Origin of the sequence: Pseudomonas sp. sp1636 (genome assembly GCF_030376615.1) — a bacterium.
Taxonomy (GTDB): Bacteria; Pseudomonadota; Gammaproteobacteria; order Pseudomonadales; family Pseudomonadaceae; genus Aquipseudomonas.
This window is the reverse complement of record NZ_JARRAB010000004.1, coordinates 277,987-299,165: the sequence shown is the minus strand read 5'-3', so window position 1 is coordinate 299,165 and position 21,179 is coordinate 277,987. Positions and strand designations below refer to the sequence as shown.

The following is a 21,179-nucleotide window of genomic DNA, read 5'->3' as shown; positions in this document are numbered from 1 at the left end:
GTCGGCACCCTGCAAATCGACCTGTTCGACGGCCGGGACGGCAAGCTGGTATGGCGCGGCAGCGCTGCGCAAACCCTGCGCGGCGCCCAACCGAACCCGAGCGAACGTAGCGCGCAGATTCGCGAAACGGTGGCCAAGGTACTCAGCCAATATCCGCCATACTGACAGCCCGCTATCTAACCTAAACAAGGAGGTTAAATGAAGCACAACCCGCAACTCAGCCATCGCCCGGCCACGACCAGCGACCTGGTGGACATCGCCACCTTTGCCCAGAACGCCACTGAGCTGTTTTTCAGCTATCCGAAGGCCGTCTGGCCATTGAGCGTCGCTCAGCTGGCCGCGGCCATGGCCGAACGGCGCGGCAGCACCGTGGCGCTGCTGAATGGCCAGGTGGCCGGTTTCGCCAATTTCTACCAGTGGCAGCATGGCGACTTCTGCGCCTTGGGCAACCTGATGGTCGCGCCCCAGGCCCGCGGCCAAGGGGTGGCGCACTACCTGGTGGCAGTGATGGAGGAGCAGGCGCGCGAGCAGTACCAAGCCACGCGCATGCAGGTGTCCTGTTTCAATGCCAACAGCGCCGGCCTGCTGCTCTACCCCAAGCTTGGCTATCGGCTCAGCGGCATCGTCGAACGGCGTGATCCGCAGGGCGCGCGGGTGGCCCTGATCCAATTCGACAAGGCCCTGTAAATCGTCTCGCGGCCCGCTCGGCGGCTGCTTCACCTGGGTTCGCATAACGGATGAAACCCGCGCCCGTTGGCGCGCAAACCCGATCATCGCGTGCGGCCAGGTTGCGCCTGACGCCGCGGGTCGCGGGTCGCGGGTGCGCGCAAGCCCTGGCCGTGTTAAGGTGCGCGGCCTTTTTGCTTACATGGATAGAGACAGGTCGTCATGACACTGGCCCAACCATTACGCTGGCTGCCTAAGCCGCCTTAGCGTTACGCCCCCTCCTGCATCGCCTCGTCGGCTCTCCCGATTGCTCGGCTGTGCGCCCTTGCGCGTCTGAACGCCGTTCAGTCATGCGCCTGCTGTATTTTTCAATCTGCCATTCACCCAGTTCGCCGTGCGCTTTCGCGCGACAGCGCAACACTGCCCTTTGGGAATACGCCATGCTGCAAAGCCTGAAAAACACCTGGTTGTTCAACATCCGCGGCGACGTGCTCGCCGGCCTGGTGGTCGCCCTGGCGCTGATTCCGGAGGCCATCGCCTTCTCGATCATCGCCGGGGTCGACCCCAAGGTCGGCCTCTACGCCTCCTTCTGCATCGCCGTGGTGATCGCCTTCGTCGGCGGCCGTCCGGGCATGATCTCCGCGGCCACCGGGGCCATGGCCCTGGTCATGGTGACCCTGGTCAGGGATCACGGCCTGCAATACCTGCTGGCTGCCACCCTGCTCACCGGGCTGCTGCAGATCGGCGCCGGCTACCTCAAGCTCGGCTCGCTGATGCGCTTCGTCTCGCGCTCGGTGGTCACCGGTTTCGTCAATGCCCTGGCGATCCTGATCTTCATGGCCCAGCTGCCGGAACTGACCAACGTCAGCTGGCACGTCTACGCCATGACCGCCGCCGGCCTGGGCATCATCTACCTGTTCCCCTATGTGCCCAAGATCGGCAAGCTGATCCCCTCGCCGCTGGTGTGCATCCTGGCGATGACCGCCGTGGCCATGACCCTCGGCCTGGATATCCGCACCGTCGGCGACATGGGCGAGCTGCCGGACACCCTGCCGATCTTCCTCTGGCCCCAGGTGCCGCTGACCTTCGAGACCCTGGCGATCATCTTTCCCTACGCCGCCGCGCTGGCGGTGGTCGGCCTGCTCGAGTCGATGATGACCGCGACCATCGTCGACGACCTGACCGACACCGGCAGCGACAAGAACCGCGAGTGCAAGGGCCAGGGCGTGGCCAACATCGCCTCGGGCCTGCTCGGCGGCATGGCCGGCTGCGCGATGATCGGCCAGTCGGTGATCAACGTGAAATCCGGCGGCCGTGGCCGCCTGTCCTGCCTGGTGGCCGGCTCGGTGCTGTTGCTGATGGTGGTGTTCCTCAGCGATTGGGTCAGCCAGATCCCCATGGCCGCGCTGGTCGCGGTGATGATCATGGTGTCGATCGGCACCTTCAGCTGGGACTCGCTGCGCAACCTGAAGAGCTTCCCGCTGTCGACCAACCTGGTCATGCTCGCCACCGTGGCGGTCACCGTCTATAGCCACAACCTGGCCTATGGCGTGCTGGTCGGCGTGCTGCTGGCGGCGCTGTTCTTCGCCAACAAGATCGGCCACTTCCTGTACGTCGACTCCGCCGTCGACAACGACGGCAGCCTGCGCAGCTACCGCGTGGTCGGCCAGGTGTTCTTCGCCTCGGCGGATCAATTCACCGCCGCCTTTGATTTCAAGGAAGCCCTTGATAAGGTCGTCATCGACCTGTCCCGCGCGCACTTCTGGGACATCACCGCGGTCGCAGCCCTGGACAAGGTGGTACTCAAGCTGCGCCGCGAGGGCACCGAGGTCGAAGTGCTGGGCCTTAACGAAGCCAGCGCCACCATCGTCGACCGCTTTGGCGTGCACGACAAACCCGATGCCGTCGACCAACTGATGGGCCACTAAAAGGAGCACAACATGACCCACGTAATGGCTTGTATCGATGGTTCGCAGTCCAGCACCGGCGTCTGCGACTACGCCGCCTGGGCCAGCCAGCGCCTCGGCGCGCCGCTGTGCTTCCTGCATGTCCTGGATCAGGTGCAGTACCCGCAGCACAGCGACCTCAGCGGCACCATCGGCCTGGGCAGCCGCGAACACCTGCTGGAAGAACTGGCGGCGCTCGACGAGAAACGCGGCAAGTTGGCCCTGGAACAGGGCCATCACCTGCTCGAAGCGGCCAAGGCCCGCGCCATCGCCGATGGCGTGAGCAACCCGCAACTGCGCCAACGGCATGGCGACCTGGTGGAAAGCCTCAGCGAACTGCAAGCGGACATCCGCCTGCTGGTGATCGGCCGCCAGGGCGAAACCAGTGCCAGCCTCAGCCAACTGGTCGGCAGCCACCTGGAGAACGTCATCCGCACCCTGCAACGGCCGATCCTGATCAGCTGCGGCGAGTTCAAGACGCCGCAAAGCTACCTGTTCGCCTACGACGGCAGCGCCACCGCGCGCAAAAGCATCGAGATGATCGCCGCCAGCCCGCTGCTCAAGGGCCTGCCGTGTCACTTGCTAATGGTCGGCGCCGATACCAGCGACGCCTGGGAACAGCTCAAGTCCGCCGAGCGCGTGCTGCAAGGTTCGGCCAGCGCGGTGCACCTGGCGATCCGCGCCGGCGAAGTCGAACCGACCCTGCACGCCTACCAGGCCGAGCACGGCATCGACCTGCTGGCCATGGGCGCCTATGGCCATTCGCGGATTCGCCAGTTCCTGGTCGGCAGCACCACCAGCCACTTGCTGCGCACCAGCGTCAGCCCGCTGCTGATCCTGCGCTAGCAAGAGCGCTGCACCCGCTCTGGCTGACGCACTATGGCCGCGGCCGCACTAGCCGTTGCAGCGACCCGCGCACCGGCAAGGGCAAATAGGCATCGTTCGACTAGGCTGAAACTGCACCTTCCCGAGTACGACGCCGATGACGCCCGAGCCTGCGGCCCCCAGCACCCGCCTCAGCTTGTGGCGGGAGACAAGCGACACCCATATCCGCTCCAGGTTCGCCGGCTATTACTACCTGCTCGCCTGGGCTCTGCTCTGGTTCACCAGCAGCGACCCCTGGCAGAACCTCTGGGCGTGGGCCGGCGGCAGCTTGTTGTTGCTGATTTTCTTCGCCCTGCGCAGCCGCCATCGCCCATCCGAACGCCTCGACCAGGCGCACCTGCAGCGCTGGCTGGATCTGCACTGGCTCGTCATCCTCCTCCAGTCAATGACCTGGGGCCTGATGCTGGCGGGCATCCAGCTGCACCCTGAGATAGTCGCCTCGCACTTGTTGGCCATGCTCAGCGTGGTGGTGTTCGGCACGGCCCTGGCATTTACCTACCCCATGCGCATGGGCCGTTGCGCGCTGGCCATCCTGCTGACCTACCTGCCCAGCATCGCGGTCAAGTTCCACCTGGGCATCGGCGATATCGGCGAATCCATAGCCTTGGTGATCTACCTGGGCTATCTGGGCCTGTTCCTCTATCGCTGGAACCGCGAGTACCGCATCGGCCTCGAGCGCGAGCTGCGCCTGCTGCAGCACGGCGAGCAACTGGATCTGCGCAGCCGCACCGACGCCCTGACCGGGCTGGGCAATCGTTATCAGTTCAACGCCCTGCTGCCCAGCTGGCTGGCCAACGCGCGCCGGCAAAATAGCCCGCTGACCCTGGTTCTGCTGGATATCGACTTCTTCAAGCAGGTCAACGACCAGTTCGGCCACCGCACCGGCGACCTCTGCCTGCAGGCCTTTGCCGAACGCATGAACCAGGTGTTCCGCCGCGACAGCGATATCCTGCTGCGCCTGGGGGGTGAGGAGTTCGCCGTACTGATGCCCGACACCGCGCTGGAGCAGGCCATCCCGCTGGCCGAGCGCTTTCGCGCTACGCTGGCCGCGCAACCCCTGCCGGTAAAGGCGCAGGTGCAGGAGCTGCCACTCACGTGCAGCCTCGGGGTCGGCAACTTCCAGCCGCTCTGCGACGACTCGGCGGAAACCTTCTACAAGCGGGTCGACGACGCCCTCTATCGGGCCAAGGCCAGGGGCCGCAATCGGCTCGAACTGGCCTGACACCTGCTAGAGCCTAAAGCTACCCATCTGCCTGCTCAGAGCATCGGCCAGGCTGCTCAGGATCTGGCAATCCGCGCGACAGGTACGTACCTCGGCGGCAGTGGCATGGGCCAGGTCGGCAATACCCTGTACGTTGCGGTTGATTTCCTCGGTCACCGACGACTGCTCCTCGGTTGCCGCCGCGACCTGGGTGTTCATGTCGCTGATGCTTTCCACCTGCGTGGTGATCGCGCCAAGCGACTGGCCCGTACGCTGGCTGGCCGCGACCCCGGTACTGGTCGCCGCTTGCCCGGCATGCATCGAGCTCACCGCCGTGTCCGCGCCCTGCTTCAAGCGCTGGATCATCTGCTGGATTTCATCGGTGGAGGCCTGGGTGCGGCTGGCCAGGGTACGCACCTCGTCGGCCACCACGGCAAAACCGCGCCCAAGCTCGCCGGCGCGCGCCGCTTCGATGGCCGCGTTCAGGGCCAGCAGGTTGGTCTGCTCGGAGATGCCGCGGATCACCGCCAACACCTGATCGATGGACGCCACCTGCGCGGCCAGCTCGCTGACCGCCGCGGCCGCGCCGCCGATGTCGGCGGACATCCGTTCGATATGCTCGATCGACTGGCCAACCACCAGTCCGGCCCGCTGTGCCTCATCGCGGGCGTTGTGCGAAGCATCGGCGGCGCTGCTGGCGTTGCGCGCGATCTCCTGCACGGTCAGGCCCATCTCGTGCACCGCGGTGGCGACCATGTCGGTCATCTCCTGCTGCTGGCTGGCGCGCCCGGCGGTGTTCTCCACCACCAGGGCGACCTGGCCGACCGCACTGCGCAGGCGTTCGCTGGTGGCCAGCACCTCGCCGATCAGGCTGCGCTGGCTGCCGATGAAGCGGTTGAAGCCGCGCGCCAAGTCGCCCAGCTCATCGGCCCGCGACTCGTCCAGCTGGCGGGTCAGATCGCCGCCGCCGCCACCGATCTCGACCAGTGCGGCGGTGACCTGGCGGATCGGTCTGACCAGGCCACGGGCCAGCCACACCAGCAGACAGAGGAAAGCCAAGGCTACGCCGATGCCGATCAGGCTGCTCATCAGCAGCGCCTGGCGCGCCTCGGCATAGATCTCCGCCTCGGGTATCTCGCTCACCAGTAGCCAGTCCAGCGCCTGCAATGGCTGGGCGATGGCCAGGAAGCCCTCGCCGTCGCGCTGGAAAGTCACCGCACCGCGGGTTTTGCCGAGCAACTCGGCCGCCTGGGCGCCGACCAGTTGGCCGAGCTCGCGGCTGTTGTTGAACGCCGACTGCGGATGCACCTTGACCCTGCCGTCCGCACCGACCAGGTAGACCCGGCCGGCCTCGCCGAAACGAAAGTCGCGAATCATCTCGGACATCGCGCCGAGGCTGAAGCCCAGGCCCGCCACCCCAAGCGTCTGCCCTCCGGCGGCGACCCGCTGGTTGATAAACAGGGTCGGCTCGCCGGTGGTCTGGTCGATGTCGATATCCAGCGAGCGGGCCTTGCCGCCGTCGACGAAGCCATAGAACCAGTCGTTCTCGGCCGGCCCGCGCGCCAGGCGGCGCTCGAGGCCCTTGCCGGTGAAATAGTGGCCGCTGTCCAGGCCGACGATAAAGGTGGTCAGGGCCTTCTGCTGGCGTTGCACGCCCGTCAGGTAACGGGCGAAGGTGGCCTGCCGGGCGGCGTCCTCGCCATTTTCCAGCCAGTCCTGCACCAGACTGTTCTCGGCGATGCCGCGGGCAGCGGTCAGAGGCTCGGCGAGCACCCGCTCCAGGTCGTTGCGGATCGCCAGGATGCTCGCCGGCAACGCCTGCTCGACCAGATAGCGCTCGGCCAGACGATTAACCAGCGCCGAGTAGATGCCCGCCACTATGAGGATGCTGGCGAGCAGAGCCGCGCCCATGCTGAGGATCAGTTGCCACTGAATACTGCGTTGCCAGAGGCGCATGGAGGATCTCCTAGAATTATTGTCGATGCACAGGCAGGAATTTTGTATACAGTATTGTGCACAAACAATCGAATAGTGATAGCCCTCCGTGGCTACCGAGCGCGGCGAACAGGCCGCGGCCGGGGACGATGCGGGCGGCCCGCGCCGGAGCCCGGAGCCCGGAGGCCGCAGGAGTGTCTTGCGAGCCGCAGCCGTAACGGCCTGCATCGCCCGGTTGACGAGCGCAGTCCAACACCAGCACCCTGTGCCCACAACATTCACCCGCCAGGTGGCCCGCAGAGCACCTGCACGCTCAGCCACGGCCATGGCACCCTCGGCAATACCGCCTTTTTCAGGCTGATCACAGCAGATAACGACACGTTGGCCGAACCAATGGGAATATGATGAAGGCAACCCTCGCTTCCTTGTTACTCTTCTGCGCCGCCTGCATGGCCCAGTCTCAAGCGCACGAAAGCCCGCTCATCAGCGTCTATGCCTATCACCTGAAGCCGCCGTTCATCGTCGACCTCGAGCGGCGCCAGGGGCTCTATTACGATTTTTCCGACTACCTCAACCGCAAGGGTCGCGGCTACCGCTTTCAGACCGTGTTTCTGCCGCGCAATCGGCTGGAACATGCGCTGGCCCGCCGGCAGCTCGACGGGGTGGTGATAGGCGTGACCCCGCTCTGGTTCCATGACCCGCAGCAGCAGAAATACCTCTGGACCCCGAGCCTGTTTCACGACCAGGACGAAATCGTCTCCCTGGCCGGCAACCCCTTCGACTACCGCGGCCCCGAGTCGCTGGACGGCAGGCGGCTCGCGGGGGTGCTGGGGTTTTCCTACGCCGGCATCGATGAGCGGGTGAGCGCCGGCAAGATCTTCAGGAGCAATACCGCAGGCGAGCGGGAGGTCTTGCAGATGATCCTCAAGGGACGTGTCGATGTCGGCATCGTCAGCCGCTCGACCCTGGATTACCTGCTGGCCACAGAGCCCCGGCAGGGGCCATTCCATGTCTCCAAGACGCCCCACGACGTGTTCGAACGGCGCATTCTGGTTCCCCAGGACAAAGCCGCCGTGCATGCCTATCTGCTGCCGCTCATCGAGCAGATGCACGCCGACCCGGCCTGGCAGGCCATCCTGCAGAAGTACCAAGCCGACACAACAACCGAGCGCCACCCCTCCCCCTGTTGCACCCCAGCAGAGGGCGACAGCACCCGTTCAGCGACCGAGGAGCAATCCTGCTGCCCCTGACCAGGATCGCACCTGATCCAATCGGCCAGCTAGTCGCGCACGCTGAACTCCAGCCGCGCGGTCTGCCCGCTCTCGTCCAGCACGCTGAGCTGGTACCGGCCGCTGCGCTCGAAGGCATGGCTGAACTCGGCCTCCTCGGCGGCGGTCGCGGCGATCGGCCGGCCGTCGACGAACCACCAGCGCCGGCCACTGCCGCCCAGGGCCGAGAGGCGCAGGCGCAGCGCTTCGGCGCTGCCGGCCGGGCGCTGCAGGCGGTCGCCGTCGCGAACCCCGACGATCGACAGCGGCGCGGCTTGCGCCATGAGCTGCGGCGGACACGCGGGATCGACGGCGGGCAGGCGTGCGCTGCGCCGCTCGCGACGCGGCAGCCAGGGCTCCAGCGGCGCCGGCCACAGGGCCAGGGTGTGCGGCTGGGCGCCGGGACAGCCGGCATCGACCCGCCGCCCGCCGTGGTCGAGCCAGATCTGCTCCTGCAAGCCCAGCCCCAGCGGCTGATCCAGTGCCTGCAAGGTCGGTGGCGTGGTGCCCTCCAGGATCCAGGCGAAGCGCTGGCGTCGGCAGTTGCGATCGGCCCTGGCCAATGGCTGGCCCAGCGGCCAGCAGATCGCCGCCACCCCAACCGTGGCCGGCTGTGGATCGGCCGGCACGCCGAGGCCGCGCTGGCTGTCGCGGTTGCTCAGCAGGTCATGCACTTGCAGCAGCAATGGCGCCGCCGAAGCCAGGCCGAACTGGCCGGGCACCGGCGTACCGTCCGGCCGACCGAGCCACACGCCGATGACATAACGCGGCGCCACGCCTATGGCCCAGGCATCGCGAAAGCCGTAACTGGTACCGGTCTTCCAGGCCAGGCTCGGGCGTTGCAACAACTGCGCACGCGGGTCGCGATCCGGACGCGCCTGGCCGCTGAGAATGCGCCGCACTATCCAGGCCGCTCCGGGCGACAGCAGACGGCGCTCGTGCAGCGCGTCCTGCGGCTGAAAACGCAGGCGCGCAGCCTTGCCGCCACGGGCAAAGGCGCTGTAGCCGCCGACCAGCTCCTCCAGGCGGCTGCCGGCGCCGCCGAGGATCAGCGCCAGGTTCGGCTCGGCCAAGGGCGGCAGCGCCAGGGGCACTCCAGCGCTGCGCAGTTGGCCGGCGAAGCGCTTCGGCCCGTAGGCTTCCAGCAGTTGCACCGCCGGCAGGTTGAGCGAGCGGCCCAGCGCCTCGCTGGCCGCCACCGCACCGCTGAAGCCGGCGGCGAAGTTGCCCGGACGGTAGTCGCCATAACGCCGCGGCACGTCCTGCAGCAGCGACTCGGAATGAATCAGCCCTTCGTCCAGCGCCATGCCATAGAGGAACGGCTTGAGGGTCGAGCCCGGCGAGCGCAGCGCACTGATCATGTCGACATGGCCGAAGCGCTTGCCATCGCCAATATCCAGCGAGCCGAGATAAGCGCGCACCGCCATGCTCGGCTGCTCGACCACCAGGATCGCCGCCGAAGTGCGCTCCGGCAGCCGCGCGCGCCAGCCCAGCAGCAGGTCTTCCAGGCGGCGTTGCAGGCTCGCATCCAAGGTGGTGCGAATCAGTGCCGGGCCGCCGCGGCGGTTCAGCCGCCGCGCCAGCAAAGGCGCCAACCGTGGCTCCCGGCGCGGCGCGAGGAGCACCGGCTCTTGCAGGGCATCCTCGATCGCCGCATGCGGCCACACGTCGAAACTGGCCAGGCGCTTGAGCACCTTGTCGCGCGCCGCCTGGGCGCGTTCGGGATGACGATCCGGGCGCAGCCGGCTGGGCGCCTGCGGCAACACCGCGAGCAGGGCCGCTTCGGCACGGGTCAGGCTGGACGGCGACTTGCCCAGGTAGCTCCAGCTGGCGGCCGCCACGCCCTGCAGGGTACCGCCGAAGGGGGCGCGATTGAGGTAGAGAGTCAGAATCTCGTCCTTGGACAGGTGCCACTCCAGCTGCAGGGTACGCCACAGCTGCTTGAGCTTGCCGGCGTAGCTGCGCGCATGCGGATCGAGCAGCCGCGCCACCTGCATCGACAGGGTGCTGCCGCCGGACACCCAGCGCCCGCCACCGAGGTTCTGCCAGGCGGCACGGGCCAATGCCAAGGGGTTAACCCCGGGATGCCGATAGAACCAGCGATCCTCGTAGGTCAGCAATGCCTCCAGATAATAGGGCGAAACCTCGTCAGGGCTGACCGGGTAGCGCCACACCCCGTCCTGATCGGCGAAACGCCACAACGGCGTGCCATCCTCGGCCAGCACCACCCGGGCCAGGTCGTCCTCGGGCAGCGGCAGCGGGAACAGGCGGTCGGCCGCAAGCAGCACAAGCACCAGGCACAGGGGCGCTGCCAGCCATGGGCGGCGCAGCACAGGCCATAGCCCGGTTCCCCGGCCGATCGGCTTAAACACACGGAACTCCTCGTATATTGGATCCAGCGACAACCCTGGCAGCCCAGATTCAATCCGCGAATGGCGGGAACCCACTCAGCCGCCAAACGCCCAATAGGCCAGCGATGCCGCAAAATGACTGGCACACTGGCGCCCAGCAGCAATTACACCAGACCAACCGGAACAGAAAAAATATGAGTGTTGAAGGTTTTTTTGAATCCCTCGGCCAGGCGTTCGGCGCGGTCATCCGCTTTATCGTCGAAGGCCTGAGCGGGTTCCTCGGCATATTCGGCGATGCGGTCGGCGGCTTTATCGATGGCATGTCCAAGGCGCTCGGCATAACCCCCTCGCTGCTCGGCGTGGTCGTGCTGGTAATTGGCCTGCTGCTGCTCTACGCCGCCGTGCGCGCCTTCTTGCGCGGCTCGATCATCGCCGGATTGATCTGGTTGTTTTTCGGCCTGTGGCTGCTCGGCGGGCTGATCAGCTAGCGACTGCCATTCCCCCGGATTGCATCCGGGAAGTTTTACATCAACGATCCCTGACCACCATCCTCCCCGGCGTTTCACCCAGGGCCTGCCAGTTGGGCCGGTACATGGATTCCACCTGCGGCGGCGGCACACGATAACTGCCCGGGGTCACGGCGCGGGCCAGGTAGAGCAGATGGCTGGTGTCGTAGCCGCCGACGTCGAGGGCCGCGACATAGCGGTCGCCGCGGAACTCCTGATGCTTGATGCGGGCGTTGTGCATCGACTGCTGCCACTCCTGCACCGCGCTGCCGGCGTCCTCCAGGCTGGCGGCGCTCAGTCCCAGGTTCTGGTTTTCCAGTTCCAGGCCGGCCGGCAACAGGTCGACCACCAGGGCATCCGGCACCCGTTGCCTGGCCGCCACGGCCAAGTGCACCAGCACCAGTTCGCCGCTTTTCAGGGCAGCGAGATCCAGCGGGCTACCGTCCATGCCCAGGTACTCGCGGGTAATACTCAGGTTGTCGCCACCGGCGGCCGGCGCCTTGACCGGGTAGCCGGACAGGGTCAGCTGTTGATACAGCGGCTGGCTGCCCGGATTGCTGAGCGTCATGGGCGCAGCCAGTTGGCTGCCGTCCAGCTTGAGAGCGGGTTGGCTATTGCTCAGTTCGAACTGGAACGCTCCGCTGCTCAGACTGGCCTGCCAAGCCGCCTCCGGCTGGCCGAGCAGATTGCGCCCGGCCAGGTACAGCGAATTGCGCTCCTGGGTCGACAGCCACTGCTGACCGGCCACTTCATCGGCCAGGGCGAACAGGCGCTCCTCGCGACTGCCGGCGGCCAATCCATGCTCCTCCAGCAAGGCCAGGATCAGTGCCTGATCGCGCAGCGGACTGCCGTAGTCGGCCAGCCAGCTGTTGCGCTCGCGGCGGCGCGCCAGGCCAGCGGCCAGGGCGGCGTCGGCGCGCGGCTGGTCGCCCATTTTCTGCAAGGCCAGCGCCAGGTGCACCAGCGGCAGCCCGGACAGCGCCTCGTTACGCCGCTCATACAAACTGCGCAAGGCACCGAGCGGCGCCTGCTGGCTGCGCGCCAGCACATAACCGGCGTAGGCCTGCACGGCAAAACGGCTGTGGTTGGCGTTGTCGCTGTAGTCGACCTCGATCAGGTTGCGCTCCTGCACGTAGCGCAGCAGGCGCTCACTGGCCTTGTGCAACGCCTCGGCCGGCACGCCGAAACCCTGCTCGCGGGCGCGCAGGAGGAAGTCGCTGACATAGGCGCTCAGCCAGTACTCCTCGTCGCTGTCGGCGCCCCACAGGCCGAAGCTGCCGTTGTAGCGCTGCATGCTCAGCAGGCGCTCGATGCCCAGTTCGATGGCGCGCTGGCGCTGCTCGTCGGGCTCGGCTTCCAGGCCCAGGCGTTTGAGGCTGGCCGCGTCGGCATACAACGACGGATACAGGCCGCTGGTGGTCTGCTCCAGGCAGCCGTAGGGATAGGCCTTGAGCGCACGGATTTGCTCGCCGAGGTTGAGCGGCGGCCGACTGGAAAGCGCCAGGCGCGCCTCCAGCCCGGCCGTTTCGAAGGCCTCCAGCGCGCCGGCCGGCAGGTTCCAGGCCTGCTCCTTGAGCACCGCGCGAAAGTGCTGCAACTGCGCCGGATAGGCCGGGCGCACGCCCAGGCTCCACTCGCGGCTGAACGGCGGCAGGTCTTCGCCGGGTAGCGCGAGCCCTTGCACCGTCACCTTGAGCCGGCCCTGGCCGAAGCCGCCGAGGGCGCGCACTGGAATGCGCAGGATGCGCCGCTCGCCATCGGCCAAGCTGAGGGGCGTCGCTGCCGCGTCCGGCTCGATCAGGCTCAATTGGCCCTCGACACCGAAGTGCACCTGCAGTTGCTGGGCCTGGCCGGACAGGTTGCTCAGATCCAGGGCCACTGCGGTTTCGTCGCCGCCGGCGAGGAAACGCGGCGCCGACAGCTCGGCAATCAAGGGTGCGGCCACCACGCTCTTGCCTTCGGCCATGCCATAGCGCTCATCGTTCCAGGCTTGCGCCATCAGGCGCAGTTCGCCGTTGAAGTCGGGAATATCCAGACTGACTTCGCCCTCGCCCTGCTCGTTCAAGCGCAGCGCCTGGCTTTGCTCGGCGACGATCAACACGCTGGTGTCCGGACGCTTGCCGCCGCCGGCCAGAGCCGCATCGCCACCGAAGGCCAGCTTGGCCAGCCGCCCCTGGCCGGCTTCGATCAGTTGGCCGTAGACGTCCAGTTGATCGGCGCCGTAGGCCTTGCGCCCGAACAGCGCGGCAAAGGGGTCGGGTGTGGCGTAGTCGGTAATGTTGAGAATGCCGGCGTCCACCGCGGCCACCAGCACCTGCACTTGCTCGGGCACACTGCCGTCGGCGTTGCGCGCTTGGATCTTGACCCTGAGCGGCTGGTTCGGCCGCATCTGCTCCGGGGCGTGCAGGCTCAGCGCCAGCTTGCGCGGCGCACGCTGCAACGGCAGATGGAGCAGGCCGACCGCGCGTTTCGGCGTGGCGTTGCTCTGCCGCTCGCCGGGGCGGATCACCAGGGCGCTGACGTACAGGTCATGCCGCGCCCAGTCCCTGGCAATCGGGATCGCGAAGGCCTTGCCCTCGGCCGGCACCGCGATCTCCTGCCACCAGAGCGGGCCGTCACTGGACTCGACCAGCAGGTAGCCGCTACCGGCGGCTGGCGGGGTCACCGTGACAGAGGCGGTTTCACCGTCGGCATAGGCCGGCTTATCCAGCGCCAGCTTGACCTGATCCGGGCGCACCGCGCCGCCGTCGGCGTTGTCCTGCCAGCGGTAGCCGGCCCAGAAGCGCAGGCTGCTGAGCAGGCCGGTCTGCGCGTCGATCACCTCGACGCGATACGGGCCCCACTCCACCGGAAAGCCGATCTTCGCCGTAGCGCCAGTCGCGACCTTGAGGGTTTCTTCATTGAGGGTGAGGAATTTCTCGTTGTAGTTATGGCTCCAGCCGTCGCTGTCGGAGAAATTCCAGTAGTAGTCGCGGCGCTCGCGGATCAGGCGCACGCTCAGTTGCTCGGCGGCCAGCTTGTTGCCAGCGGCATCGGCCAGCAGCACCTCGAACTCGGCCAGGCTGTCGGCATCGACCCGCTCGCCATCGAACAACCCGCGCACCCCCGGCAACCGTTCGGCCGGCCATACCGGCTGAACCAGGCGGCGGGTGATCGGCCGGCCACCGGACTCCTGCAGGCTGGCCTGCAGGATCAGCTGCAGCGGCGACTTGGCCTCGGCCCAGCGGCTGTCGATGGTCAGACTGGCCCGGCCTTGCTCATCCAGCTTGACCTCGTCCAGTTCGATGTCCTGGCTCAGCTCCTCCTCGGTGACCGAACCGAACTGGTAACCCGGCAGGCTCGCCAGCGCCTCGCGCAGCGGCCGTACGTAGAGCTGGCCACTGAGGCGATTGCCAGCGGCCGGCGCGCCATACAGGTAGCGTCCGCTCACCTCGAAACGCGCGCTATCACTCGGTTCGAACGGCGCATCGCTGCCCTGCAGCTCCAGCGCCAGGCGCTCGGGCAGGAAATCCTCGACCGCGAACTCATACAGCTGCGGCTTGCCATCGCCGAGGTCGAAGAGCAACTGCCAGCGCCCGGTCGGCGCCTCTTCGGCCAGCTGCAACCGGTATTGGTAGAGGCCGGACGCATCGGCCTGCCAGACGAACTTGCGGCTGACCTGGGCGTCCGGTCGACGCACCTCGACATGCACCGGCTGCGCCTTGACCGCGCGGCCATCGGCATCGCGCAGCAAACCATTGAGCAGCACGCTTTCGCCGGGACGATAGAGGTCGCGCGGGCCAAACACGAAGAACTGCAGGGGATGGGCCTGGGGCCCGGCGATGTCGAACTCGGCCAGATCCAGCGCCGAGCCGTGCAAACGCAGCAAACTGGTCTGCTCGCCCAGGTGCGCGAGCAACACCTCGGCCTTGGCCGGCAACGGCAGCTCGGCATGCCCGGCGCCGTCGGTTTTGCCCTCGGCCAGCAGTTGGCCCTTGCCATCGAGCAACTCCAGCTCGACCCCGGCCAATGCCTGGCCGCCAGCCAGAGCCTGGGTGAACACGTCCAGGCGATTGCGATAGCGGTGGGCGGACAGACCTATGTCGCTCAGCGTGAACAGGGTCGCCGGCTGCGAATAATTGTAACTGCCGGCCTCGCGCATCACCGCCAAGTACACCCCGGGCTGCTTGAACGGCGCCAGGCCGGCAATCGGCAGGAGCAGGGTCTCGCGCGTGTTGCGCAGCGGATCGAGGTCGAAACGGCCGCCATACACCAGCTCGGCCATCGGCAACAGCGAGCGGGCCTCCCAGGTATCGAGATTGCTGGCGCGGCCCCAGCGGTTGAGAAAGACCGGCAGGGACTCGGCCTTGATGCGGAAGAACTCGACATTGACCGCATCGACGTTCAACGCGATCACCGGCAAGCCTTCGCCCAGCCGGGTTGGCAGCAAGGAGCCACGGCTGGCGAAGCCGACACTGGCTTGCAGGTCGCGGGTCTGCAGGCGGCTGACGTGCTCGGCGGCCAGTGGCTTGCCGGCCAGTGCCTGCAACCCGGCATCCACCGTCAGCACCAGCTTGCGCTTGGGCTCCAGGTGACGCAGACGCAGCTCCATCAGGTTGTCGCTCAGCTCCCAGGCGCCATCGACCTTGCCGCTTTTACTGTCGACCAGGTGCACGCGCTCGGCGAACTGTTGCTCAGGTTGCAGCGGCACGGAAAAGCTCACGGACAGCGCGCTGGCGCCATCCAATTGCACTTCGGAAACGTCCACCACGCTCAGCTCGCGCCCGGCATAGCGCGCGGCCAAGGCCGCGCGATCGCTCGCCGGCTTGGCCGCTACGCGGCTGGCAACGGCGGCGCTCGAGCCGACTCCGGCCGGTTCGGGGGTGGAGGAATCACAGGCGCTGAGCAGGCTCAGGATAAGTGCCAGAAGCAGTCCTTTGTTCGGCATTGCAGGATCCAACGAAATGACGGGTGCAGAAACCCGTCACTATAGTCGAGCCGCCTTGGAGCAACGAGACCGGCCCGACAAAAGCAGCACATGACGCCCCCCTCGCCTTGCGGCAACCGCATCATATGCCTGAACTGTGCCTGAACTCACTCGCAGAGCTCGCAAACCTCGGCATTGGGTGCCAGTTTGAAAAACTCGTCGACCGACATGTGCACCAGGCTTTCGTGATCGCCGGCCTCCAGGTAGATGTCCTGCTGCCGTGCCAGCATCGGATCGACCAGCATGTCGAGGCCATAGACTGCGCCCAGCGCCGGCACCGCGCCGCGCTCGCAATCCTTGAACAGGCCCACCAGTGCTTGTTCGCCGCTCAACTGCCAACGCTGCGGGCCCTTGTGCACCTTGTTCAGATCCAGCTGGCGATTGGCCGGCAACACCGCCATCAAGTAGTGTCCGCGCCGATCGTCGAGAATCACCGATTTAGCCATGCGCGAAGCCGGAATCCCGGCCTTGCGCGCCGATTCCAGGCTGGTCGCCGAGGGCATGTGCTCGACCAGCTTGAACTGACAATGCGCCCGTTCCAGGCTGCGCTCCAGAGTTTGCGCCATGTGCATGAGCCACCTCCTCGGCCGTGTCGTTCGCGGCCATTGCTGATTTCCCTGTCTAAGTTTAGTCAGCCTGCATGCCTGCAACGACGCCGCCAAGCAACGCTTACTGCTATCGCTCGTCAGGCATAGTCGAAAATGCACTATCGCGCCTGCCCCCAGCCTGCCGCGTGCCTATAATCGGCGTTTGCCCGGAGTCGCCATGTCCGCACTGCTCGATGCCTGGCAGCACGCGCCCACCCATAAGCGGGTCTGGGCCCTGGCTGCGCCGATGATCGTGTCCAACCTGTCGGTGCCGCTGGTGGCACTGGTCGACAGCGCGGTGGTCGGTCATCTGCCCCACGCCCATCAACTGGCGGCGGTGGCGGTCGGCGGCAGCCTGTATACCTTGCTGACCTGGGCCGTGGGTTTTCTGCGCATGGGCACCACCGGCTTCGCCGCCCAGGCCAGCGGACGGGCGGACGGCAGTGCGTTGCGCCAGGTGTTGCTGCAAGGTCTGTTACTGGGCGCCCTGCTGGCGCTGCTGCTGATCCTGCTGGCGCTGCCATTCAGTGCGGCGGCGCTGGGCCTGATGCAGCCCTCGGCCGAGCTGGATGCGCTGGCTCGCCGCTACTTCCAGATCCGCCTGCTCGGCCTGCCCGCGGCGCTGGCCACGTATGCCCTGATCGGTTGGCTGCTCGGCACCCAGAACGCCCGCGGGCCGCTGGCGATCCTGCTGAGCACCAACTTGCTCAACGTGGCCCTCGACCTGCTCTTCGTCCTCGGCTTGCACTGGGGCGTGGCCGGGGCGGCCTGGGCCTCGGTGATCGCCGAGTGGAGTGGCGCACTGCTCGGCCTGTGGCTGGCACGCCGTGCGTTACGCGGCTATGCCGGGCAGATCGACTGGCCGGCGCTGCGCCGCTGGCCGAACTGGCGGCCGCTATTGGCGGTGAACCGCGACATCTTTATCCGCACCCTGGCGCTGCAGTTGGTGTTCTTCCTGATTACCGTGCAGGGCACGCGCCTGGGCGACGCCACGGTGGCGGCCAACGCCCTGTTGCTCAACGGCCTGCTGCTCACCGCCCACTCCCTCGACGGCCTCGCCCACGCGCTGGAAGCCCTGTGCGGGCATGCCCTCGGCGCCCGCGACCGCAACGCGCTACGACGCAGCCTGATCGTCGCCGGCGGCTGGTCGCTGCTGGCCAGCCTCGGCTTTGCCCTGTTGTTTCTGCTCGGCGGGCACTGGTTTATCCAGTTGCAAACCACCATCGCCGCGGTGCGCAGCCTGGCCCTCGACTACCTGACGTATCTGGCGCTGCTGCCGCTGCTGGCGGTGTGGAGCTATCTGCTCGACGGCCTGTTTATCGGCGCCACCCGCGCCCGCGAGATGCGCAACGCCATGCTCCTGGCCGTCGGCTTGAGCCTGCCGCTGGTCTGGCTGCTGCAACCCCTCGGCAATCACGGGCTGTGGCTGGCCTTCCTCGGCTTCATGCTGCTGCGCAGCCTTTGCCTGGGTGTCTATGCTTACCAGCTGACCCGCGACGACCGCTGGTTCGCTGCAGCGCCGGTGCCATGCGGGCGTCCCGTCAGCCGATAACAGCGCAAAGCCGAACGCCGGCCAGGGCGCCCGTTTGGCCACGCCCCTCCCTTCAGGACGACAGGTAGGACGAACGGGTCAGGCCCAGACGCAGGGCGTCGAGGAACTGGGTGCGCTCGCGGGCGCTGATCTTGGCGCTGGCCACCTTGTCGCGGTAGTGGGTCATCAACTCCTCCGGCGACAGGTGCACGTAACGCAGCATGTCCTCGATGGTGTCGTGGGTCTCGATGCCGGCGTGGTACACGCTGCCATCGCTGTTCTGGTAGATGTTCACCGAGTCGGTGTCGCCGAACAGGTTGTGCATGTCGCCGAGGATTTCCTGGTAGGCACCGACCAGGAAGATCCCCAGCAGATAGTCCTCAGCCTCGCGCACCTCGTGCACCGGCAGGCTGGTTTCGATGCTCTGCTCGTCGACGTACTGCTTGATCTTGCCGTCCGAGTCGCAGGTCAGATCCTGCAGCACGGCGCGGCGCAACGGTTCTTCATCGAGGCGATGCAGCGGCAGAATCGGCAGCACCTGGCCGATGGCCCAGGTATCCGGCAGGCTCTGGAACACCGAGAAGTTGCAGATGTACTTGTCGGCCAGCTTGTCGTTGAGCTCGTCGAGCACCTGACGGTGCGAGCGCTGACGCGCCTTCAGCGAGTTGTGCAGGCGCCGGCACACGGCGAAGTAGCACTGTTCGGCCAGGGCCTTCTCGGTCAGGCTGAGCTTGCCGTCGGCGTACTGGCTGGCCACGTCGCTCATGTAATGGGTGGCGCGCCAGTAGGTCTCGGTGACCATCTCGATATCGGTCGGGCCGAGCAGCTCGACCAGATAACGCACGGTTTCCGGCAGGCTGGTGACGTCTTCGATCCGCGGAATTTCGTCGTTGTGCTTCTCCACGTCGGTGACCTGCACCACCAGCATGGCGTGGTGCGCGGTCAGCGAGCGGCCGCTCTCGGAGAAGATGTGCGGGTGCGGCAGTTCCTGGGCGTCGCAGAATTCTTTCAACATGCCGACCACCACCCCGGCATAGTCGTCCATGTCGTAGTTGATCGAGCTGGCATTGCGCGAGTGGGTGCCGTCGTAATCGACCCCCAGGCCGCCGCCGACGTCGATATGGTCGACCGGCAGACCCAGACCACGCAGCTCGCCGTAGTAACGGATGGCTTCCTTGAAGCCGTGCTGGTAATCGGCCAGGTTGGCGATCTGCGAACCCATGTGGAAATGCAGCAGGCGAATGCCCTGATCCAGCTTGGCCGCGCGGAAACGCTCGACCACGGACAATAGCTGCGCCGCCGACAGGCCGAACTTGGATTTCTCGCCGCCGGTGTCCGCCCACTTGCTCGAAGCCAGCGACGACAGGCGCACGCGCAGGCCGATCTGCGGGGCGACCCGAAGTTCGGCCGCCTCCTCGATCACCAACTGCACTTCGGATTCCTTCTCGATCACGATGAACACGTTGTGGCCGAGCTTCTGCCCCATCAGCGCCAGCTTGATGAACTCGCGATCCTTGTAGCCATTGCAGACGATGGTGCCGCCCTTGGGCGCCAACGCCAGCACGGCCAGCAGCTCGGGTTTGGAACCGGCTTCCAGGCCGATGGAGACATTCTGGGTGGCGATGATGTTCTCGATCACCGCTTCCTGCTGGTTGACCTTGATCGGGTAGAGCGCGGTGTAGCGGCTCTGGTAGTCGAGACGGGCGATGTTGGCATCGAAGGCACCGGTCAGCTGGCGCACGCGATCTTGCAAAATGTCCGGAAAACGCACCAGCAGCGGCAGGCTGAGGCCACTCTGGCGCAACTCCTCGACCTGTTCGAACAAATCGATCGGCGTGCTCTCGGGGCCATTCGGACGCACTTCGACGCGGCCGCTGTCATTGATTGCAAAATAGCCCGCGCCCCAATGGCGAATGCCGTAGACGCTGCGACTGTCCGCTACTGTCCACTGGCTGCCGTCATCTTTGCGTGTGCGTCGTGCAGACATCGAAGTCTCCCTTGCTGGCGATTGAAGCCCCGGATCAACCGGGGCCCGTGCAGATTAACGTCTGGAAATGACGATTGCCCGGCAATGGACGAACCATTTGCCGGGGAAGTTTAGAAAACCTGGGGCTAGCCGCCGGATTTTTTGGCTTTGAAGCCGCGTTTGAGCAGTTCCTCGAGCAACAGCTCGACTTGATCGCCCTGAATCTCGATCACCCCCTCCTTCAGCGAGCCACCGCAGCCGCAACGCTTCTTCAGCGCCGTGGTCAGTTCTTTCAGGGCGTCTTCGGCCAGGGGCACGCCACTGACGGTGGTCACCGTCTTGCCGCCACGGCCTTTGCTTTCGCGGCGCACGCGGGCGATGCCGTCACCGGCGGGAATCTGGGTGTTTTTACAGATGCAGGCAGCCACCGGCTGAGCGCAGTCCGGGCAATGCCGGCCGCTGTCGGTGGAATACACCAGGCCGCCGAGGGCGGCGAATGACGAGGCTTTCTTGACCACCGGGCTTTTCCTCATGTGGGGTCAGGATAGCGACTGGCCGATCTGCATCGACCGCGAAGCCCCACTCTGGCAGGGGCGGCGCACCCGAGCTGGACGGCTCGGGCTTGGAGGGCGCGCAGTGTAACGGCAAAGCGGGCGATTGCTAAGAGCCAAGATGCACCATTAATCGCTGGATTGGCGACGCCGTTCGGGATCCTCCACAGCAACGCTCGAAATCCCTGACAGGCCGCGACCTAGGATGGGTGAGCAGGCGTAACCCATCACCCCCGAGACTCAGGAAACGCCCAAACCGCATGGGGATCGCGAGGCGCCACCCATCCTAGGTTCTCGCCAAGTAGCGCTCGAGCGCCGCCAGCGAGTCGGGGCAATAGGGCTTGCGTTTGGTATCGGCCAAGGCCTCGTCGATGGGCATGAACCGCGCCTCCAGCACTTCCTCCGGCTGCAGCACCAGCGGCGCATCGGACACCGCCGAGTAAGCCCTGCACCACAGACGGCTTTCCGCGGCGTCGTAGAAGAAATGCGCATGCTCGACCAGCAGCGCATCCTCGACCCCAAGCTCCTCGGCCAGTTCGCGCGCAGCAGACTCGGCGTAACTCTCACCCTCCAGCACCATGCCGCCGGCGGCCACATCCCAATAGCCCGGGTACAGCGCCTTGCTCAGGGTACGCCGGTGCACGCACAACTCACCGGCCGAGTTGAACAGCAGGATATAGGTGCCACGACCAATCAGCCGGCGCTCGCGCAACTCGGCGCGCAACACCCCGCCGAGCGGCCGATCCTGTTCGTCGACCCAGGCGATCAGTTCGGCATCGGAGGCGGCGCGATGCGCCATCTCGGCGGCGGAAATACGCAT

15 protein-coding genes and 1 pseudogene are annotated in these 21,179 nt (G+C 66.4%); 8 read left to right on the top strand and 8 right to left on the bottom strand.

Features of this window, described 5'->3' with window-relative positions; translation table 11 throughout:
• The 5 genes from P8H27_RS06395 to P8H27_RS06375 all read left to right on the top strand — a co-directional run.
• Nucleotides 1-165: DUF4136 domain-containing protein (locus tag P8H27_RS06395; protein WP_289635883.1), on the top strand; the 165-nt coding region annotated here is incomplete at its 5' end.
• A gap of 33 nt (nt 166-198) precedes the next feature.
• On the top strand, nt 199-687 hold the full coding sequence (locus P8H27_RS06390) for a GNAT family N-acetyltransferase (RefSeq protein WP_289635874.1): 489 nt from the start codon (nt 199-201) through the stop codon (nt 685-687).
• Between the two features lie 419 nt (nt 688-1,106).
• Nucleotides 1,107-2,594, top strand: a complete 1,488-nt coding sequence (locus P8H27_RS06385; RefSeq protein WP_289635873.1) for a SulP family inorganic anion transporter — start codon at nt 1,107-1,109, stop codon at nt 2,592-2,594.
• Between the two features lie 12 nt (nt 2,595-2,606).
• Nucleotides 2,607-3,458: a universal stress protein gene (locus P8H27_RS06380; protein WP_289635872.1), complete on the top strand. Its 852-nt coding sequence runs from the start codon at nt 2,607-2,609 to the stop codon at nt 3,456-3,458.
• A 136-nt stretch (nt 3,459-3,594) separates the two neighbouring features.
• Complete coding sequence (locus P8H27_RS06375) at nt 3,595-4,719, top strand: diguanylate cyclase (RefSeq protein WP_289635871.1); 1,125 nt, start codon at nt 3,595-3,597, stop codon at nt 4,717-4,719.
• A gap of 6 nt (nt 4,720-4,725) precedes the next feature.
• On the opposite strand, the gene P8H27_RS20615 is transcribed toward P8H27_RS06375, so the two are convergent.
• Nucleotides 4,726-5,454, bottom strand: coding sequence for a methyl-accepting chemotaxis protein (locus P8H27_RS20615; protein ID WP_374761335.1), 729 nt, complete (start codon nt 5,452-5,454; stop codon nt 4,726-4,728).
• 138 nt (nt 5,455-5,592) lie between these two features.
• A pseudogene (locus P8H27_RS20610) lies at nt 5,593-6,609 on the bottom strand (cache domain-containing protein); the annotation flags it as partial.
• A 473-nt stretch (nt 6,610-7,082) separates the two neighbouring features.
• Here P8H27_RS20610 and P8H27_RS06365 point away from each other — a divergent pair.
• Nucleotides 7,083-7,883 carry an ABC transporter substrate-binding protein gene (locus P8H27_RS06365; RefSeq protein ID WP_289635869.1) on the top strand — a complete coding sequence of 267 codons (801 nt, stop codon included), beginning with the start codon at nt 7,083-7,085 and terminating at the stop codon, nt 7,881-7,883.
• A 29-nt stretch (nt 7,884-7,912) separates the two neighbouring features.
• Here P8H27_RS06365 and pbpC read toward each other — a convergent pair whose 3' ends face one another.
• Nucleotides 7,913-10,234 carry a peptidoglycan glycosyltransferase PbpC gene (gene pbpC, locus P8H27_RS06360; RefSeq protein ID WP_289635882.1) on the bottom strand — a complete coding sequence of 774 codons (2,322 nt, stop codon included), beginning with the start codon at nt 10,232-10,234 and terminating at the stop codon, nt 7,913-7,915.
• 212 nt (nt 10,235-10,446) lie between these two features.
• On the opposite strand from pbpC, the gene P8H27_RS06355 reads away from it, so the two are divergent.
• Nucleotides 10,447-10,740, top strand: coding sequence for a hypothetical protein (locus tag P8H27_RS06355; RefSeq protein ID WP_289635868.1), 294 nt, complete (start codon nt 10,447-10,449; stop codon nt 10,738-10,740).
• Nucleotides 10,741-10,780: 40 nt separating this feature from the next.
• Here the strand turns inward: P8H27_RS06355 and P8H27_RS06350 are convergent, their stop codons facing one another.
• Nucleotides 10,781-15,685 carry an alpha-2-macroglobulin gene (locus P8H27_RS06350; protein WP_289635867.1) on the bottom strand — a complete coding sequence of 1,635 codons (4,905 nt, stop codon included), beginning with the start codon at nt 15,683-15,685 and terminating at the stop codon, nt 10,781-10,783.
• A 146-nt stretch (nt 15,686-15,831) separates the two neighbouring features.
• Nucleotides 15,832-16,296 (bottom strand): aminoacyl-tRNA deacylase, encoded by a 465-nt coding sequence (locus P8H27_RS06345; RefSeq protein WP_289635866.1) that lies wholly within the window; start codon nt 16,294-16,296, stop codon nt 15,832-15,834.
• Between the two features lie 193 nt (nt 16,297-16,489).
• Here P8H27_RS06345 and P8H27_RS06340 point away from each other — a divergent pair, with 193 nt between their 5' ends.
• Entirely contained in the window at nt 16,490-17,863 is a 1,374-nt protein-coding gene (locus tag P8H27_RS06340; RefSeq protein ID WP_289635865.1) for an MATE family efflux transporter, read from the top strand.
• Nucleotides 17,864-17,915: 52 nt separating this feature from the next.
• On the opposite strand, the gene speA is transcribed toward P8H27_RS06340, so the two are convergent.
• The 3 genes from speA to P8H27_RS06325 all read right to left on the bottom strand — a co-directional run bounded on the left by speA (nt 17,916) and on the right by P8H27_RS06325 (nt 21,179).
• Complete coding sequence (speA, locus tag P8H27_RS06335) at nt 17,916-19,829, bottom strand: arginine decarboxylase (RefSeq protein ID WP_289635864.1); 1,914 nt, start codon at nt 19,827-19,829, stop codon at nt 17,916-17,918.
• Nucleotides 19,830-19,954: 125 nt separating this feature from the next.
• Nucleotides 19,955-20,326, bottom strand: coding sequence for a translation initiation factor Sui1 (locus tag P8H27_RS06330; protein WP_289635863.1), 372 nt, complete (start codon nt 20,324-20,326; stop codon nt 19,955-19,957).
• Between the two features lie 319 nt (nt 20,327-20,645).
• Nucleotides 20,646-21,179 (bottom strand): NUDIX hydrolase, encoded by a 534-nt coding sequence (locus P8H27_RS06325; RefSeq protein WP_289635862.1) that lies wholly within the window; start codon nt 21,177-21,179, stop codon nt 20,646-20,648.

Bases quoted from the DNA above. Each gene is read 5' to 3' on its own strand.
- P8H27_RS06325 (WP_289635862.1), bottom strand. From the start codon at position 21,179: ATGCGTATTTCCGCCGCCGAGATGGCGCATCGCGCCGCCTCCGATGCC.
- P8H27_RS20615 (WP_374761335.1), bottom strand. From the start codon at position 5,454: ATGGTCGCCACCGCGGTGCACGAGATGGGCCTGACCGTGCAGGAGATC.
- P8H27_RS06390 (WP_289635874.1), top strand. From the start codon at position 199: ATGAAGCACAACCCGCAACTCAGCCATCGCCCGGCCACGACCAGCGAC.
- P8H27_RS06380 (WP_289635872.1), top strand. From the start codon at position 2,607: ATGACCCACGTAATGGCTTGTATCGATGGTTCGCAGTCCAGCACCGGC.
- P8H27_RS06350 (WP_289635867.1), bottom strand. From the start codon at position 15,685: ATGCCGAACAAAGGACTGCTTCTGGCACTTATCCTGAGCCTGCTCAGC.
- P8H27_RS06355 (WP_289635868.1), top strand. From the start codon at position 10,447: ATGAGTGTTGAAGGTTTTTTTGAATCCCTCGGCCAGGCGTTCGGCGCG.
- P8H27_RS06365 (WP_289635869.1), top strand. From the start codon at position 7,083: ATGGCCCAGTCTCAAGCGCACGAAAGCCCGCTCATCAGCGTCTATGCC.
- speA (WP_289635864.1), bottom strand. From the start codon at position 19,829: ATGTCTGCACGACGCACACGCAAAGATGACGGCAGCCAGTGGACAGTA.
- P8H27_RS06340 (WP_289635865.1), top strand. From the start codon at position 16,490: ATGTCCGCACTGCTCGATGCCTGGCAGCACGCGCCCACCCATAAGCGG.
- P8H27_RS06375 (WP_289635871.1), top strand. From the start codon at position 3,595: ATGACGCCCGAGCCTGCGGCCCCCAGCACCCGCCTCAGCTTGTGGCGG.
- P8H27_RS06345 (WP_289635866.1), bottom strand. From the start codon at position 16,296: ATGCACATGGCGCAAACTCTGGAGCGCAGCCTGGAACGGGCGCATTGT.
- P8H27_RS06385 (WP_289635873.1), top strand. From the start codon at position 1,107: ATGCTGCAAAGCCTGAAAAACACCTGGTTGTTCAACATCCGCGGCGAC.